The organism is Paenibacillus oralis (assembly GCF_003863965.1).
GTDB lineage: Bacteria > Bacillota > Bacilli > Paenibacillales > Paenibacillaceae > Fontibacillus > Fontibacillus oralis.
Genome location: NZ_RRCN01000001.1, coordinates 6,217,076 through 6,234,153, shown reverse-complemented (window position 1 = coordinate 6,234,153; position 17,078 = coordinate 6,217,076). Strand labels below are relative to the sequence as shown.

Sequence of the window (17,078 nt, the reverse complement as noted above, 5' to 3'; positions counted from 1 at the left end):
AACGCCCGCCATGAATTTTCAAATCGCTCTTCTTCTGTTATGCTGTAAAAGAGACTGGAACGAAAGGGACTTAAAAAGCAATGAAATATGCCGTGCTCGATTTTGAAACGACGGGCAACCAGTCCTCCGATGAAATTATTCAAGTGGGACTTGCCATTATAGAACCGGATAAGTCGATTTCGCAGGTATATCACTCCTTCGTCAAACCGGGAATACCGATCCCGCCGTTCATCACGGGATTGACCGGCATCACGGAAGACGATGTCAAGGACGCGCCGGACCTGGACGAAGTGATGATGGAGATGGTTCCGCTGCTAAACGATGTGGTGCTGGTCGGGCACAATGTCGCTTTCGACTTCAACTATCTGCAAAGCGCTTTGGACAAAACGGGCTATCTGCCGTTTACGGGGCGGATTCTGGATACGATGGATTTCCTGAAAATCCTCTTTCCTTCGCTGACCTCTTATCAGCTGGGGCTCGTGGCTGCTGAATTTGAGGTCCAGCATGACCGTCCGCACCAGGCGGACAGCGACGCCTTGGCGACGGCGCTGATCTTCCTGAAATGCCTGGAGGAATGCGAGCGGCTGCCGCTTTTGACGCTGCAGCGCCTCGCGGATTTGTTTGCGGGCGAGGACAGCGATCTCGGTTGGTTTTTTGACGCCATGGTCCAGGAGAAGGAACGCGAAACCGAGCAAAGCGATGACGGTTACATCTACTACCGCCAATTCGCGCTGCAGGCGGAGGATTGGATGGATATCGAATCTCCGCGGGGCGCTATGGCGGAGAATCCGCTGAAGGGTGTGTCCTTCGAGCAGTTCATGGAGCAGGTAAGGGAGCGCTTGCGCGAAAGGCTGCCCCAATACGAGGAGCGGGACGCGCAAAACAAGATGCTGGAGGAAGTGAGCCGGGCTTTTGACGAAGATAAGCACCTGCTGATCGAAGCGGGGACCGGAACGGGGAAATCGCTTGGTTACTTGCTGCCCGCGATCTACCACAGCGTCAAACGGGAAGAAAAAGTGATGGTCAGCACGCATACCATCAATCTGCAGGAGCAGCTTCGGGAAAGAGACGTTCCGCTGCTCACCGAAGTGGTGCCGTTTCCTTTCCTGGCTGCCGTATTTAAAGGCAGGCAGCATTATTTGTGCTTGCGCAAATTTGAACATAAAATAAATAGAAAAGACTTTGCCACGCCGAAAGAAGAGGTAATGACGGCGGCGCAAATGATCGTGTGGCTGACGCAAACGGCCAGCGGCGACGATGAAGAGCTCAATTTGGGCAATCGCGGCGGCGATTTCTGGGAAACGGTGGCCAGCGAATCGGACTCCTGCCTCGGACGGTCCTGCCCTTGGTTCCGCAAATGCTTTTACCATCGGGCCAAACATGAAGCCGGGGTAGCCGATGTGGTCATTACGAACCACTCCAAGCTGTTTACCGATATCCAAGCCGGGCATCAGCTGTTGCCGGGATACGAGCGCCTGGTCATCGACGAGGCGCATCATTTGGAGGATGTGGCGGGCAAACATCTGGGCATTCACATGAAGTATTTTACCGTTATTCATACGCTTACCCGGCTGTTCAAGGACAGCAAGACCGGCCAACTGCCGAATCTCCGCATCGCTTTGCAAGCGGCGGGAGGCGAAAAAACGGTCGAATGGTGCTCGGTCATCGACGAAATGTACCCGACGCTGATCGATGTGAAGGAGAGCTGGGACAAGCTCAGCGAGCTGCTTTTTGCGATCATGCCGGAACGGAGCGACGCGGCGCCCGGCGATCCGGGGCAATTCGTTTACCGTCTGCTTCCGCTGAAGAAACCGAAGGAATGGGATACGCTGTCGGCGCTGGAGAACCAGATTTACGTCGCGCTTGGGGACGTGCTTCGCAAGGGCGACCGCATGCTCGCCCAAATCCGGGAAGAGCAGGAGGATTTCGGCTCCGAAAGCCTTATGACCGACATCAACGGTTTATTCAAGGATTTGGCGAACGAGCGGGAGGCGCTGCGTTTCTTCATGAAGCTGGAGAGCGAGGAGACGGTTTACTGGATGGAAGCGAACGGGAATTACCGCAGCCGCTCCCTGCAGATGTATGCCGTTCCGATCGACGTTAGCGCGCAGTTGAAGGAATACTTTTTCGGCAGAAAAAAAAGCGTGGTGATGACCTCGGCGACGCTGTCGGTCGACAAGTCGTTCCAATATATGATCGAACAGTTGGGACTGACGGAAGCGGCCGAGCAAGACCGGCTGAACACGTCGATGCTGCCGTCGCCGTTTGATTACCGCAGCCAGGCGCTGCTCGTCATTCCGCGCGATTTTCCAAGCGTAAAGGGGAGCGTGGGCGACGACCATTTCGTCAGTACGCTGGTGCATTCGCTCGCCGATACCGCGGTAGCGACGCAAGGCCGCATGCTGGTGCTGTTTACGTCTTACCGGATGCTGCGGCAGGTGTACGATCCGCTGAAGGAGCTGCTGTCGGCGCAGGGGATCACGGTCATCGGCCAAGGCATGGACAGCGGCAGCCGCAGCAAGCTGACAAGGCGGTTCCAAGGCCAGGCGGCGTCCGTGCTGCTGGGGACGAGCAGCTTCTGGGAAGGCGTGGACATTCCGGGCGAAGCATTGACGAGCCTGGCGATCGTCCGCCTGCCTTTTCAGCCCCCCAACCACCCGCTCGTGGAAGCGAAAAGCGAACGGCTGCAGAAGGAGAAGAAAAATCCTTTCATGAAACTGTCCGTGCCCCAGGCGGTCATCCGCTTCAAGCAGGGATTCGGCAGGCTTGTCCGCTCTTCGCAGGACCGGGGGATCGTGGTTGTTTACGATACCCGCATCTTGGAATCTTACTATGGGAAATACTTTTTATATTCACTGCCCGGGCCGAAGATGGAGCATATGCCGCTCTCTCAGATGGTTCCGCGCATATCGGAATGGTTAAATCCGGGAGACGAAGACGTCTCTAAGTCTGCGTCAGAATAGGGGGATAAACGTATGAAATCCGAAAAAATTTCCGATGCCGTGGTACGCCGGCTGCCGGTGTATTTGCGGTTCCTCAACGAGCTGAGCCGGCGCGAGGTGCCTACGGTGTCCTCGCAGGAGCTCGGCCAGAAGCTGGACCTCAATCCGGCCCAGATCCGCAAGGACCTGGCCTACTTCGGCGATTTCGGGCGCAAGGGCATTGGCTACGATGTCGCGTATTTGATCGAGAAAATCCAGCAAATCCTTAATCTCGACCAGCAGATCAACGTTGCGTTGGTCGGAGCCGGTAATTTGGGGCACGCGCTTTCGAATTACAACGCTTATTTGAAGGACAACATGAAGATCGTGGCGGTGTTCGACGCGTCTCCGGCGAAGATCGGCACGCAAATCAACAACATCACGATCCAGCCGATCGAAGAGCTGACGGAAACGGTGCGGGAGAAAAATGTCCGGATCGGGATCATTACCGTGCCGGATTTCGAAGCGCAGCGCGTGGCGGATCAACTGGTGGCGGCGGGAATCGGGGCGATTCTGAACTTTGCTCCTACAATTCTGAAGGTGCCGCCGGAAGTCCGCATCCATGCCGCCGATTTCACGACCGATTTGCTCAGTTTGGCTTATTATTTGGATAACGGAAACGGAAAGGAACAACCTGTCCATGAGTCGTAAATGGTTAATTAAGAACGGAACCTTTGTCGTGTTCGAACAGGCCCGTTCCATTGTTGAAGGCTATATGCTCGTCGAGGGCGACACGATTTCCTATATCGGCGAGCAGCTTCCGGAAGGCGCGGAGGACGCGGAAACCTTCGACGGAAAAGGGCTGCTGTTCATGCCGGGGCTGATCAATACGCACGGCCACGCGGCGATGTCGCTATTGCGCGGTTACGGCGACGACATGGTGCTGCAGACATGGCTTCAGGAAAAAATGTGGCCGATGGAAGCCAAATTCACCGCCGGCGATGTGTATGCCGGGACGGCGTTGTCCGTGCTGGAGATGCTAAAGGGCGGGACGACCACCTTCCTGGACATGTACGACCATATGGATGAAGTGGCCAAAGTGGTTCAGGAGTCGGGCATCCGGGCCGTGCTGATGCGCGGCGTTATCGGGTTGTGCCCGCCGGACGTGCAGCAGCAGAAGCTGAACGAAGCGATCGCGTTTGCGAAAAATTGGCACGGCCGGGCGGACGGCCGAATCACGACGATGATTTCGCCGCATGGGCCATACACTTGCCCGCCGGAATTTTTCGAGAAATTCGTGCAAGTCGCTCATGATATGGATCTGCCGATGCATACGCATATGTCGGAGACGCGGGCGGAAGTGGAGCAAAACGTGAACGATTACGGGGTCAGACCGGTTCAGCATTTGCTGAACCTCGGGATGTTCTCGCGGCCGTCGCTGCTTGCTCACGCCGTGCACTTGACCGATGAGGAGATCGATATTTTGGCGGCCCATAACGTGGCGGTGTCGCACAATCCCGGCAGCAACCTGAAGCTGGCCAGCGGCGTGGCGCGGGTGCCGGAACTGCTTGGCAAAGGCGTGGTCGTTTCGCTCGGAACGGACGGGGCCGCCAGCAACAACAACCTTGATATGCTTGAGGAGGTCCGCCTTGCTGCGTTGATCCACAAAGGCGTTTCCGGCGATCCTACCGCCGTTCCGGCGCTGGAAGCCCTCAAAATGGGCACGGAATACGGGGCGAAGTCGGTGTTTTTGCCGAACACGGGGAAACTCGCGGCCGGCATCAAGGCGGATTTTATCGCCCTGAATACGGAACAGGCCCATTTTCTTCCGAAGACGGATTACATTTCCCATATCGTCTATTCGGCCGGGTCCAAAGACGTTGAGCATGTATGGGTTAACGGCGAGCAGGTGGTCAAACACGGGGCTTGCCTCACCCTTGACGAGGAGCGTATCCGCCACGAGGCGCAGGCAGCCTTCGAAGGGCTGCTGGCCCGGTAGAGGTTTGGCTTTGATTGGTGCGTGAGGTTGCAGCAGTGTGGCTGTGGTCGTGATCGTGGCTGAGGTTTCAGTTGCAGCGGTGGCTGTGTCGTGGTTGTGGCTGTTACTGTAACTGAGCCTGTGATTTCGCCTATGACTGCGCCAGCGCCTGAGGTTGCGCCGATTTAGCGGTAAAAAAGGGCGTTATTTTCGGATATGAAGATATACCGCCGCAATAAGGGACATTTTTGTCGCTATTTTCCTGCACATGGCCTGATATAGGTGGATATTGCCGTCTACGGAGGAAATAAGACCTAAATTTACCGCTATTTTGCGGTTTCAAGGTAATATTGTTCGAATAACGACCCAAATTACCGTTATTTCTCTGCGAATGTGCGAATGTGGGTTTAAACGACTGGCTACAGGGGAAAGGAAGAGAAGGGTGAGAAAGAGAACCAAGTGGCTCCTGCTTTCGCTGCTGATTTTAGTGATCGTGCTTTTTGCCCTTCACCGTTTTTATATCTATGTTCTGCAAGATACTTGGGCAAGCGAAAATGCAGTGATTGAGCAGGCGAAACAGGAGACGGACCTGGTCCAGGGCGATAAAGTCTGGAAATCGGTATGGGACGAAGTGTGCTGGGTGGTACAGGGCCAAGACGCATCCGGCCACGAGATGATGGTATGGCTGCGGGAAGGGCATAAACCCGAGGTGCGGCTGCTTTCGGAAGGGGTGTCGGAGACCCAGGTGCGGACGATCATTAACAAAAGCCTGCCCGAAATCAATATCGTCAGGCTGATGCCCGGCATCTATAATGAACGGCAGGTGTGGCAGTTGTTTTATAAACAAAAGGATCATCACTACTACCGTTTTTACGATTTCGGCACCGGCGAGGCGCTGAATGATGTATTTACGCTTCCGAACCGCTGATCCGCCATGGCGTTAACAGAATAAGAGATATGAAGCATACGGTTTCTATGTTCAGCTGCTTGAACGTGGAGGCCGTTTTTTTTGTAAGTGCTTGAGAATTTGTAGCAGTGAACCCATTTAAAATTTGAAATATAGTCATACTTTTTTTCGATATTTGATAGATCATGTGATATACTCTTATTTGTGGATTTGATATACGATTTGATATATCAAGAATGTATCCAATTAGTTCGGTTCTTGCTAAAAGCAACCACTTCAGAATATAGATAAGGGGGACATCACGTGAAACTGCGTATTGGACCAGTTGTGTCGAGTGTTGTCATTTCCGCCGTATTACTGTTTGGCGGATGGTTCATATATCGGCAGTGGGCGATTGAGCGTCCGCTGGAAAATATCGTAAAAACTTATGATGGCGTAAACGGCGTTCAGTTGGATATTAAGCCGAACGAACTTGCCGTGAAGCTGGATCTCGCACCCGGGACGGATCTCAGCAACCTGGTAAAAAAAATAGAACAGGACGGAAAGCGGCAAATCGGCAGCCGGACGCTGAAGCTGGACGTGAAAGATCATTCCTCGCCGGTGTTGGACGAGTTGTGGCAGAAGGCTTTGTTCAGCGTGGCGCAGGCGATGGAGACGAAGAAATATACGGAAATCACGTCCGCTCTGGAGCAAATGGAGCAGGCGAACACCAAGGTGACGGCCAAAGCGGAGATGGACGAGGATAATGTCTACATTACGCTGACGGACGGACAAGCCAGCAAGTTTATCATTTTGCCGCGGACTCCACAGCGATTGGGGGCATGGCCAAATGCGTAAATGGATGGTGGAGGCGGCGGTAGGATTTATTCCGGTGCTGCTCGTGTTCCTGGCGATCGTCGGTTATAACGTCGTACCGCTTGTGATTTTATTTGTTTTGTTCGGCGTGCTGTTTGCGGCGATCAAAATGCGCGGGGGCGGAATTGCGATCGGAGCGGCCCAGGAGCGGAAAAGCCAGCAAAAAGGCCCGGCCAAGCTGACGTTCGAGGAAATCGGCGGCCAGGAAAGCGCCAAGCAGGAATTGCGTGAAGCGCTTGATTTTATGGTGCGCCATGAGGAAATCAGCAAATTCGGCATACGGCCGATTAAGGGGATTTTGTTGACCGGTCCTCCCGGGACCGGGAAAACGCTGCTGGCGAAAGCAGCCGCACAGCACACCAACGCGGTGTTTGTGGCGGCTTCGGGCTCCGAATTTGTGGAGATGTATGTCGGTGTGGGCGCGAGCCGCATCCGCGACCTGTTTAAGGAAGCGAAGACGCGCGCGGCCAAAGAAAACAAGGAGAACGCGGTTATTTTCATCGATGAGATCGAGGTGATCGGCGGCAAACGGGAAGGCGGGCAGCAGCGCGAATACGACCAGACGCTGAACCAGCTCCTGACCGAAATGGACGGGATCTATTCGTCAGACGCGCCGCGCATTCTGCTGATCGCCGCGACCAACCGCAAGGAAATGCTGGACGGCGCTTTGCTCCGGCCGGGCCGTTTTGACCGGCACATTCAGGTCGACTTGCCCGATAAAAAGGGCCGGCTCCACATTCTGGAGCTGCATGCGAAAAATAAGCCGCTGCACGAAAGCGTCAGCCTGGAGAAGGTGGCCGAGGAATCGTTCGGATTCTCGGGGGCGCAGCTCGAAAGCGTCATGAACGAAGCGGCCATCTACGCGATGCGCGAAGGTGCGGCCGAGATCCTGCAGCCCCATCTGTCGATGGCGATCGATAAAGTGATGATGGGCGAGAAGACGGACCGGCAGGCGAACGAGGAAGAGAAGCGCCGCGTGGCGATCCACGAGCTCGGCCATGCGATCGCCGCCGAGGTTGTCGCTCCGGGCAGCGTGAATCAAGTCGCGCTTAGTCCGCGCGGAAGAGCGCTGGGCTATGTACGGCACAACCCGCAGGATGAAAAATATTTGTACACGAAAGACTATCTCGAAGGACAAATCATGGTTGCTCTGGCGGGCGCGGCCGCGGAAGAAATTTATTACGGCGGGCGCAGCACGGGCTCGAGCAACGACTTTGAACAAGCGCTGAGAATCGTGCATACGATGATGACCTCCGGGCTGACTTCGCTTGGCATCGTCAACATGGATATGGTGACGACGGAGGTTTTGATGAACGAAAATACGCGGATTTTGGATGAGCTGGCCGCAAAGACAAAAGAAATGCTGACCCAACATTCGGCAGTATTCGACAAATCGCTCGAGGTTTTATTTAAAGAAGAACGCCTTTCCGGCGAACAATTCCGATGTCATTTTCGTGACAGTCTGCATTTACCGGCATAAAACTTGATGCCGGTTATTTTTTTTACTTTTTCGTCATGCTAAGATATTATTATATGTTGGGTATAAAAAGATGTATTATTCGACATCTGGGGAACAATATTATGCAGAGATCATGAAAGGATGGAGCGAGAGGACCATGAATTACAAGAAAATAGGCGTCATCGGCGGCGGCACGATGGGGCAGGGCATCAGCGAAATGCTCGCGGGCAAAGGGCTCGATGTGCTGCTGGTGGAGGAAACAAACGAAAAATTGGACCATGCTTACAGCATGATTGAGACAAGTCTCGATAAGCAGCTCGAAAAATGGGCGATTACGCAGGCCGAGAAAAAGCTGATTTTATCCCGGATCCATAAAGTAACTCATTTTGCCGAGCTCGGCACCTGCGATATGGTCATCGAGACCATTTCGGAAGATGTGAACGCCAAAAAAGAAGTGTTCAAGCAGTTGGATCAGGTTTGCCCAAGCCACATCATTTTGGCGAGCAATACGTCGACCCTCAGCTTGACGGAAATCGCCGGTTCCACGAAATATCCGGAACGGGTTATTGGCATGCACTTTATTTATCCTGTTGCCAAAATCGACCTGGTTGAAATTATCCGCGGCTTGAAAACTTCGGATTCCACATTCGAAGAAACGAAACGTTTCGTGGAGGAAGTTGTGGAGAAGCGCGGCATCATGGTATATGAATCCCCGGGCTTCGTTACGTCCCGGATTATTTGCGTTATGATCAATGAAGCGCTGCACGTGCTTGGCGAAGGCGTCGCCTCCGCGGAAGAAATCGACGAAGCGATGCGCATGGGGTACCAATTCCAATACGGGCCGCTGGAAATGGCCGACCGCTTCGGCCTGGATTCGGTGCTGGCCGCGCTGGAACGGATGTTCCGCGAATTCGGAGAACTGAAATACCGTCCATCCTTTGTGCTGAAGAAAATGGTTCGCGCCGGCAATCTGGGCGTGAAAACGGGCGAAGGATTTTTCAAATACGATAAGGACGGTGACCGGCTGTGAAAATTTTAGTCATTAACGCGGGCAGTTCCTCGCTGAAATACCAGTTGTACGACATGACGGACGAATCCGTATTGGCCAAAGGGCTTGTTGAACGGATCGGCCTGGATTCCTCCATTTTGACCCATAAACCGACGGGTAAGGAGGAAGTGACCGAGGTCAGCGATATTTTGGAGCACACCACGGCGATGCGCAAAGTGCTGGATAAACTTGTGGACAAAACGCACGGCGTTCTGGATTCCATCGACGAAATCGATGCCGTTGGCCACCGCGTCGTTCATGGCGGGGAAGCTTTCAAGAGCTCGGCGCTGATCACCGGGGAAGTCAAAGCGGAAATCCGCCGCCTGTTCGACCTGGCTCCGTTACATAATCCGCCAAGCATGATGGGGATTACTGCGGCTGAAGCGAACCTGCCGAACGTGCCGCATACGGTCGTATTTGATACGGCGTTTCACCAAACGATGCCGGAGAAAGCTTATCTGTACGCGATTCCGAAAGTGCTCTACAAGAAGCATAAGGTCCGCCGTTACGGTTTCCACGGTACCTCGCATGCTTATGTGAGCAAGACGGCCGCCGAATTTTTGAACCGTCCGATCGAAGATCTCAAAATTATTACTTGCCATATCGGCAACGGCGCCAGCTTGACTGCGGTTAAGGATGGGATTTCCGTCGATACCTCCATGGGAATGACGCCGCTCGAAGGCCTGATCATGGGCACGAGAAGCGGAGATCTCGATCCGGCGATCGTTCCGTACGTGATGAACAAAGAGGAGCTTACGATCAATGAAGTGAACTCCATGCTGAACAAGCACAGCGGGCTTTTGGCCATTTCCGGCAGCAGCAGCGACATGCGGGATATTACGGACGGCTGGGAAGCCGGCAAGCCGAATGAAACGCTCGCTTTTGAAATGTACGAATACCGCCTGCGCAAATATATCGGCGCTTACGCCGCAGCGATGAACGGCGTTGACGTAATCGTCTTTACCGCCGGGGTTGGCGAAAATTCGGCAATCGTTCGTGATAAGGTATGCGAAAACCTCACTTATCTTGGCGTCGAAATCGACAAAGAGCTGAACAAGGTTCGTTCCGGCGATCCGCGCCGCATCTCTACGCCGAATTCCAAAGTGGAAGTTCTGGTCGTGCCGACGAACGAAGAGCTGATGATCGCCCGCGATACGCTCCGGATCGTGCAGGAATCAAAGGGCTGAACCGCGAATTAAATTGACTATAGGTTAAATATATTGTGACGTTAGAGGAGAGATAAAGACATGGCGGTCAAAACCGTGATTCGTCAAGTGAATGAGCATGTCGGGGAGACGGTTGTTATCGGCAGCTGGCTGAATAACAAACGCTCCAGCGGAAAAATCCAGTTTCTGCAGCTGCGCGACGGGACAGGATACATCCAAGCGGTCGTCGTGAAAAGTGAAGTGTCGGAGGAAACCTGGGACCGCGCCAAAAGCTTAACCCAGGAATCCTCGCTGTACGTGACGGGAGTCATTCGCGAGGAGCCGCGCAGCGGGTCCGGTTACGAAATGACGGTAACGGACCTGGAAATCATTCATTTGACCGAAAACTATCCGATAACGCCGAAGGAACATGGCGTCGATTTCTTGATGGACCATCGTCATTTATGGCTCCGTTCCAGCAAACAGCGGGCGATCATGGTCATTCGCGCGGAGATCATCCGCGCCGTACAGCAGTATTTTGACCAAAACGGTTTTACCCTGGTTGATCCTCCGATTTTAACGCCGACCTCCGCGGAAGGAACGACCAACCTGTTCCATACCAAATATTTCGATGAAGACGCCTATTTGACGCAAAGCGGACAGCTTTACATGGAAGCGGCCGCCATGGCGCTCGGCAAAGTGTATTCTTTCGGTCCGACGTTCCGTGCCGAGAAATCAAAAACCCGCCGCCACTTGATCGAATTTTGGATGATTGAACCGGAAATGGCGTTTACGGATCATGAGGAGAGCCTGGTGATTCAGGAGAACTTCGTTACCTACGTGGTGCAGTCGGTATTGAAAAACTGCCGCGCCGAGCTGGAGACGCTCGGCCGCGACATCTCCAAGCTGGAAAACATCCAGGCTCCGTTCCCGCGGATTACCTATGATGAAGCGATTGAGTATTTGCATACGCAGGGCTTCGACATTCCTTGGGGCGAGGATTTCGGAGCGCCGCATGAGACGGCGATCGCGGAACGTTACGACAAGCCGGTGTTCATTACGCATTATCCGGCGGCGATCAAGGCGTTTTACATGAAGCCGGACCCGAACCGGCCGGAAGTGGTGCTGTGCGCCGATATGATCGCGCCGGAAGGATACGGTGAAGTCATCGGGGGCTCCCAGCGGATCGATGATCCGGAATTGATGGAGGCCCGGTTCCAGGAGCATAATCTGTCTCCGGAAACCTATCAGTGGTACCTTGATTTGCGGAAGTACGGCTCGGTGCCGCACTCCGGTTTCGGGCTCGGACTTGAGCGTACCGTCGCCTGGATCTGCGGACTTGACCATGTGAGGGAGACGATTCCGTTCCCGCGTATGCTGTATCGTTTGTATCCATAACGAACGGCGGGAGAGGAAGGTGGGACAATGGCGAAACCCGAGAGTAAAAAATCGCTGGCCAAGGGCATCGCATTGGGGATGCGCAGCGGATCCGTGAATGTGCCTTATCCGCTGCTGGTCCATTACCGCGATCTTCATTTAAGCGATACGGAAGCGATGCTGCTGATTCAATTGCTGGCGTTTCAGCAGGCCGAACAGAACGATTTTCCTTCGATGGAGCAATTGGAGCTGCGGCTGGATATTGCCCCCGGAGGGCTTGCCGCCGTTTTGCGCCGCCTGCTGAAGGAAGGCTGGATCAGCATCGATGAAACGGTCGATGAGACCACGGGGGTTCAGGCGGAGCACTACAATTTGTCGGGGATGTACGAGCGGCTTGGCCAATTTCTCGCCGAAAGGCAAAGCTCCTTGGAAAAGGACTTGCTTCGGGGAGAGCTCGGGGCCGAGCCGCCGGAAGATCAGGAGCGCAATCTCTTCGTCATTTTCGAGACAGAATTCGCCCGCCCGTTGTCTCCGATGGAATGCGAAACGATCTCCGGCTGGGTGGACCAGGATCAATATCCGGAAGAACTCATTTTGCTGGCTTTGAAGGAGGCCGTGTTTGCCGGGAAAGTGCATTTCCGGTACATTGACCGTATCCTGCTTGAATGGAGCCGCAACCGCGTACGGACGGCGGAGGACGCAAGAGCCTACACGCAGCGGTTCCGCAGCGGCATGCGATAAATTGAAAAGGACTGCTCGCTTCTTGACGGAAGCAGCGGTCCTTTTTTTGCATTTTACATGAATCATGATTTAAAAACATACTAGTAACTATCTATCAGCGTATGATTGAATCAGGAGACTGTAAATTTAGCGGGAGGTCGTTCGCATGCAAGGCTGGATCATGTACAAAAGCTCCGCCAATGATGTAAAGCCGGAAACCTATGAAATAAAACGGCTGATGGAAGAGGCTGAAAAGCAGGGGGTCAATGTGCGGGTGTTTGCTCCGGAACAGTTCGAACTGATCGTAACCCGGGACGATCGCAAAAGCGTGATGGTGGGCGGGGAAGTGCTGCAGCTGCCCGATTTCGTGCTGCCGAGGATGGGCGCGGGAACGAATTATTTCGCGTTGGCGCTGATCCGCCACTTGGAGCGGCTGGGGGTGCGCACGTTTAATTCGTCCCAAAGCATCGACACGGTCAAAGACAAGCTCTTCACCCTGCAAATTTTAGCCGAATACAATTTGCCCGTCCCGAAAACGATGCTGATCCGCTCGAAAGTGGATGTAGACCTGGTCGAGAAACATTTGGGTTTTCCGGTCGTCGTCAAGACGATTTCCGGCTCGCAGGGGAGTGGCGTGTTTTTGGCGGAAACAAAATCGAAATTCATCGATTTGCTGGAAATGATCAATGCTTATAAAGAAAATGCAACGATGATCCTTCAGGAATTCGTCGAGTCCAGCCGGGGGATGGACCTGCGCGTACTGACGATCGGCGGGCGCGTCGTTGCGGCGATGAAGCGGATGTCCGGCAACGACAGCTTTAAGGCGAACTTTTCCCGCGGCGGGTCGGTCGAGCCGTTTGAAATCAATCCGGAAATCGAGTGGTTGGCGTTGGAGACCGCAAGGCTGCTAAACCTGGACATCGCCGGCATCGACCTGCTGTTCGACGGGGATCATTACAAAATTTGCGAAGCCAATTCCTCCCCGGGATTTGAGGGGCTTGAATCCTGCTGCCGGGTCAATATCGCCGAGGAGATCTACAACTTTTTGCGGGTGCGGTTGAACGTGTTTGAGTAGGTAAATTTCGGATTGGAGAGGGGCGCGCTGCCACCGTTTTGGTGGAGGCCGCTGAAATAGCGGATTTTTATGTGCTTATTCTCCGGATATGAGTATGTTCATCCCCATTAGCGATATTTTTTGTCCTTATTTCCTTAGAATGGTCCAGATCGAGGATATTTCGCCAACGATTTGAGAAATAACGGCATAATTTTCCTTTATTTCTCTTTCAAAGGGGGATATCGCCGGAATAACGCCATTTTTTGCTCTTATATTTTTGCTGGAGCTTCTAAGGCCGCCGGAGTGAATTACTCCGGCGGTTTTTCTTGCGCTTTGTTGCCTCCCGGTTGACCGGGCTTATCCCTGAATCACCGCCGCCACGAAAATGGCCCACCCCGCCAGGAAGCAAACGCCGCCAAGCGGCGTGATCGCACCGAGCTTGCGGATGCCTGTCAGGCTTAAGGCATACAGACTGCCGGAAAATAACACGATCCCGGCAAACAGGAACCAGCCGGCCAGGACGATCTGCGAAGCGTGCGCGGACTGGGCGGCGGTAAGCCCCAGCAGCACCAGCCCCAAACCGTGGGCGATATGGTACTGGACGCCTGTTTGGTACGTCTTCTGCCGTTCCTCGGTCAGGATATTTTTCAAGGCATGAGCGCCGAACGCGCCGAGGGCCACGGCGAGAAACATCATGATTCCCCCAAGTGCGAGCATGGTTTGCATGAGTGATCACCTCGCTATTATATTACTCTACTGGGGATACGGGAGCAATCGGGTAAAATCTTACGAGGGCGGAATCAGTTAAAATGAACGGCTGATCGAAGAAAAAACCGCCCCGAACTTAAAGAGGCGTTCGGAGCGGTTTCATTTAATTCCGTTTTTTTCGGTCCGCCTGGAGTGAGCCATGCGCTGCGGCCGGCAGCAGCAGCGCCGCGGCGAGGCTTGCGGCCAGCATAATCCTGACACGGTTTGATTTTGCGGAGTGCATGTTACGATCCCTCCTCTAAGGCTGCGCGTCCGTCACGCGTTAGCGGTATAGTCCGGTTATTTTTCCGGAAGTTCGATTTGCCCGTAGCCGATCGTTGTGAACCAGTCTTTGACCGTATCGAAGTCGCCTGAGAAGGACAAGCAGAGCAGGAGCAGGATGCGGGCGTGCGCCGCGTTCAAGTTGTCGCCGGCGATGATGCCGTCTCCGCTCGAGTAGTTGCTGCCCGAGCCGGTGCGGGTCGTCGTGACGAACACGACGCCTTTTTCGATCGCGGCTTTACGCTCTTCGCTCATCGCTTTGGAAATGCCGCCTGCGCCTGTTCCGGCGGTGACGATTCCTTTGGCTCCGCCTGCCACAAAACCGCTGATCGCCCCGGGGCCGGCATCCTGATAGGAGTAGGCGATTTCGACCTTGGCCAGATTGGTTTTGGAGATTTTGCCCAGGTCAAACGGGGTAGCCCATTCACTTGCGGATTTCAACGCCCGGAAGGGGGCGCGGTACACGCGGATGTTGTTTTCGTCGATATATCCAAGAGCCCCGATCTCCGGCGTAACGAAGGTGTCGGTCCGGTAGGAGTTTGCTTTGGTCACTTCCCGGGCGGCATGGAATTCGTCGTTCAGCATCAGCACGGTGCCGAAATATTTCGTTTTGCCGCTGGCGGCAAGCTTGATCGCGTTATACAGATTGGCCGGGGCATCCGTGCCGATAACGGTCCACGGTCTCATCGATCCGGTGACGACAACCGGCTTCGGACTGCGTACGGTTAGATCGAGGAAATAAGCGATTTCCTCCATCGTGTCCGTTCCGCTCGTTACGACGACGCCGTCTTGGGTTTTGAGCGCTTCGTCAACTTTTAAGGACAAATCGTATAATTGCTCAATCGTATAGGCGCTGGACCCGGAATTGCCGAATTGATAGGTGGAGACTTCGGCGATTTTGTCTTTATTCGGGAGGGAAGATACCATATCGGCGATCGGCAGTGAGCCGGCTTTATAGGTCTGGAAGCTCGTTTCATCGGTGGATAATCCGGCGAGCGTCCCGCCGGTGGCGATCACCTGGACTTTGGGCAGCCGCTTGGCGGCTTCGGTTACCACTGTGCCGTTTACGGCCGCTTCGGCAGCGGAAGCGGGGGACAGGTACAGATTGGGAAGCAGGGCGGTTACGGCGAGTCCGGCAATCAATAATGTTTTTAAATTGCGGTAATTCCATTTCTTCATTCGATCAGCCTCCAAGATGTGTGGTCAAGTTAACGATATGTAATATAAAGTGACATGACACGCGTTAACTTGAAATGATTATAGGTTGATGTCATATTATTTGACAATATGGTTGTGGCTTGAAGTAAGCGTTTAAACTCCGTTTTTTTAAGTTATAACAGCTAATTTTCTTTAATTTGAGCATAAAGGAATAAATGGTTTAATTATATAGGCTATTTATTTGTATGTTATATAAATTTACATAAGAGCTAATGCGAATAAGGTTTATTCAGGAAATATCTTTTGGGGTGTACAGGATATACCTATAAGATTGTAGAAGATTGGCGTTCTTAAACGTTAATTTTAAAAAAAGAGTGCAGGGGCAGGACGGACGGCCGACGTCTATTGTTAGGGAGGAGGGGAGAGCGATTGACGAAGCATCGTTTATTTTAAGATTCCAGCAGGGAGATCGCAGCGTGTTCCGCTGGCTGGTTCAAGAGTATGGGACCTACATCTACCGCGTAACTTACTCGGTGCTGCATGATGCCAAAGAAGCGGAGGACGCCGCTCAGGAGACCTTCCTGCAAATCTATAAATCTCTCCCGGAATACCGGTCCCAGGGGCTTAAAGCCTGGATGACGCGCATTGCCGTCAACAAGGCGATCGATCTGAAGCGGCGCCGCGACCGCCGCAAGGAAGAGCAATGGGATCCGGCCGACCTGGCAGTAAAACTTCCCGTTCAGGATGACGAGATTTTACTTAAATTGATGGATGCGGAACGAAACCTGGAGCTTCGCCGCAAAATCGCCGAGCTTCCGGCGGGACACCGCGAAATCGTGACGGAGTTTTATTTGAAGGGAAAAAGCCATGAACAAATTGCCGCGGACCTGAGCCTTGCGGTAAAAACGGTGGAATCGAGGCTGTATCGGGCAAGGGCATACATACGCCGGCATTGGACAAAGGAGGGATGGGGATGAGCGCGGAGAAGGAAATGGATCGCCGGCTGTGGATCGATTATATTCACGGGAACGTGGAAGGCGGGACGGCGGAGCGGATGGAGGCGCTGCTGCTCGGCGATGAGGCGGCTTTTGCCGCTTACGCGGAAGCTTTATCTACCCTGGAACCGGTGCTGCCGAAACCGGAGGATGAGGACGCGTTTATGCAAGGTGTGTTGGCGGCGCTGCCGGAAACGGAGCTGCGGCGGAACGAAGACAGACACAGGAAGCGCTGGAGCGGGCATCCCCTGGTTCATTATGTGATCGCCGCGTCCGTTACCGTGCTGCTGCTTAGCGGCGGCTTTTTTGACCGGCTTGCCGCTGGCGCGAACTATATGATGGACTTGAACCGTTCGCAGGACGCTTCGATCAGCCGGCAAATGATGGATGCCGCTTCGGGCTGGCTTGACAAATGGAAACGATAAATATTCA

The 17,078-nt window shown here is 53.8% G+C and carries 15 protein-coding genes; 13 read left to right on the top strand and 2 right to left on the bottom strand.

Going from position 1 to position 17,078, the window contains the following annotated elements:
* Positions 1-80: 80 nt before the first annotated feature.
* The 11 genes from dinG to EHV15_RS27715 all read left to right on the top strand — a co-directional run bounded on the left by dinG (position 81) and on the right by EHV15_RS27715 (position 13,485).
* Positions 81-2,963 carry an ATP-dependent DNA helicase DinG gene (gene dinG, locus EHV15_RS27765; protein ID WP_128634083.1) on the top strand — a complete coding sequence of 961 codons (2,883 nt, stop codon included), beginning with the start codon at positions 81-83 and terminating at the stop codon, positions 2,961-2,963.
* Between the two features lie 12 nt (positions 2,964-2,975).
* Positions 2,976-3,632 (top strand): redox-sensing transcriptional repressor Rex, encoded by a 657-nt coding sequence (locus EHV15_RS27760; RefSeq protein ID WP_128634082.1) that lies wholly within the window; start codon positions 2,976-2,978, stop codon positions 3,630-3,632.
* Positions 3,622-4,920, top strand: a complete 1,299-nt coding sequence (locus tag EHV15_RS27755; RefSeq protein WP_128634081.1) for an amidohydrolase — start codon at positions 3,622-3,624, stop codon at positions 4,918-4,920. Before EHV15_RS27760 ends, EHV15_RS27755 begins: the two co-directional genes overlap by 11 nt.
* Before the next feature lie 421 nt (positions 4,921-5,341).
* Positions 5,342-5,827 (top strand): cell wall elongation regulator TseB-like domain-containing protein, encoded by a 486-nt coding sequence (locus EHV15_RS27750; protein WP_128634080.1) that lies wholly within the window; start codon positions 5,342-5,344, stop codon positions 5,825-5,827.
* A 282-nt stretch (positions 5,828-6,109) separates the two neighbouring features.
* Positions 6,110-6,643 carry a hypothetical protein gene (locus tag EHV15_RS27745; RefSeq protein ID WP_128634079.1) on the top strand — a complete coding sequence of 178 codons (534 nt, stop codon included), beginning with the start codon at positions 6,110-6,112 and terminating at the stop codon, positions 6,641-6,643.
* Positions 6,636-8,141, top strand: coding sequence for an AAA family ATPase (locus tag EHV15_RS27740; RefSeq protein WP_128634078.1), 1,506 nt, complete (start codon positions 6,636-6,638; stop codon positions 8,139-8,141). The genes EHV15_RS27745 and EHV15_RS27740 overlap by 8 nt, the downstream gene beginning before the upstream one ends.
* A gap of 136 nt (positions 8,142-8,277) precedes the next feature.
* The gene (locus EHV15_RS27735; protein ID WP_128634077.1) at positions 8,278-9,150 is read left to right on the top strand and encodes a 3-hydroxyacyl-CoA dehydrogenase family protein; all 873 of its coding nucleotides are present in this window, start codon (positions 8,278-8,280) and stop codon (positions 9,148-9,150) included.
* On the top strand, positions 9,147-10,355 hold the full coding sequence (locus tag EHV15_RS27730; RefSeq protein WP_128634076.1) for an acetate/propionate family kinase: 1,209 nt from the start codon (positions 9,147-9,149) through the stop codon (positions 10,353-10,355). Before EHV15_RS27735 ends, EHV15_RS27730 begins: the two co-directional genes overlap by 4 nt.
* Positions 10,356-10,415: 60 nt before the next feature.
* Positions 10,416-11,711, top strand: a complete 1,296-nt coding sequence (asnS, locus tag EHV15_RS27725; RefSeq protein WP_128634075.1) for an asparagine--tRNA ligase — start codon at positions 10,416-10,418, stop codon at positions 11,709-11,711.
* Positions 11,712-11,738: 27 nt separating this feature from the next.
* Positions 11,739-12,431, top strand: coding sequence for a DnaD domain-containing protein (locus EHV15_RS27720; protein WP_128634074.1), 693 nt, complete (start codon positions 11,739-11,741; stop codon positions 12,429-12,431).
* A gap of 145 nt (positions 12,432-12,576) precedes the next feature.
* Complete coding sequence (locus EHV15_RS27715) at positions 12,577-13,485, top strand: ATP-grasp domain-containing protein (protein ID WP_128634073.1); 909 nt, start codon at positions 12,577-12,579, stop codon at positions 13,483-13,485.
* 336 nt (positions 13,486-13,821) lie between these two features.
* On the opposite strand, the gene EHV15_RS27710 is transcribed toward EHV15_RS27715, so the two are convergent.
* Both EHV15_RS27710 and EHV15_RS27705 read right to left on the bottom strand, forming a co-directional pair.
* Positions 13,822-14,190, bottom strand: coding sequence for a DUF423 domain-containing protein (locus tag EHV15_RS27710; RefSeq protein ID WP_128634072.1), 369 nt, complete (start codon positions 14,188-14,190; stop codon positions 13,822-13,824).
* Positions 14,191-14,511: 321 nt separating this feature from the next.
* Positions 14,512-15,672 (bottom strand): asparaginase, encoded by a 1,161-nt coding sequence (locus tag EHV15_RS27705; RefSeq protein WP_128634071.1) that lies wholly within the window; start codon positions 15,670-15,672, stop codon positions 14,512-14,514.
* Positions 15,673-16,127: 455 nt separating this feature from the next.
* On the opposite strand from EHV15_RS27705, the gene EHV15_RS27700 reads away from it, so the two are divergent.
* Both EHV15_RS27700 and EHV15_RS27695 read left to right on the top strand, forming a co-directional pair.
* Positions 16,128-16,628 (top strand): RNA polymerase sigma factor, encoded by a 501-nt coding sequence (locus EHV15_RS27700; RefSeq protein ID WP_246061805.1) that lies wholly within the window; start codon positions 16,128-16,130, stop codon positions 16,626-16,628.
* Positions 16,625-17,071 carry a hypothetical protein gene (locus EHV15_RS27695; RefSeq protein WP_128634070.1) on the top strand — a complete coding sequence of 149 codons (447 nt, stop codon included), beginning with the start codon at positions 16,625-16,627 and terminating at the stop codon, positions 17,069-17,071. The genes EHV15_RS27700 and EHV15_RS27695 overlap by 4 nt, the downstream gene beginning before the upstream one ends.
* Positions 17,072-17,078: the final 7 nt, after the last annotated feature.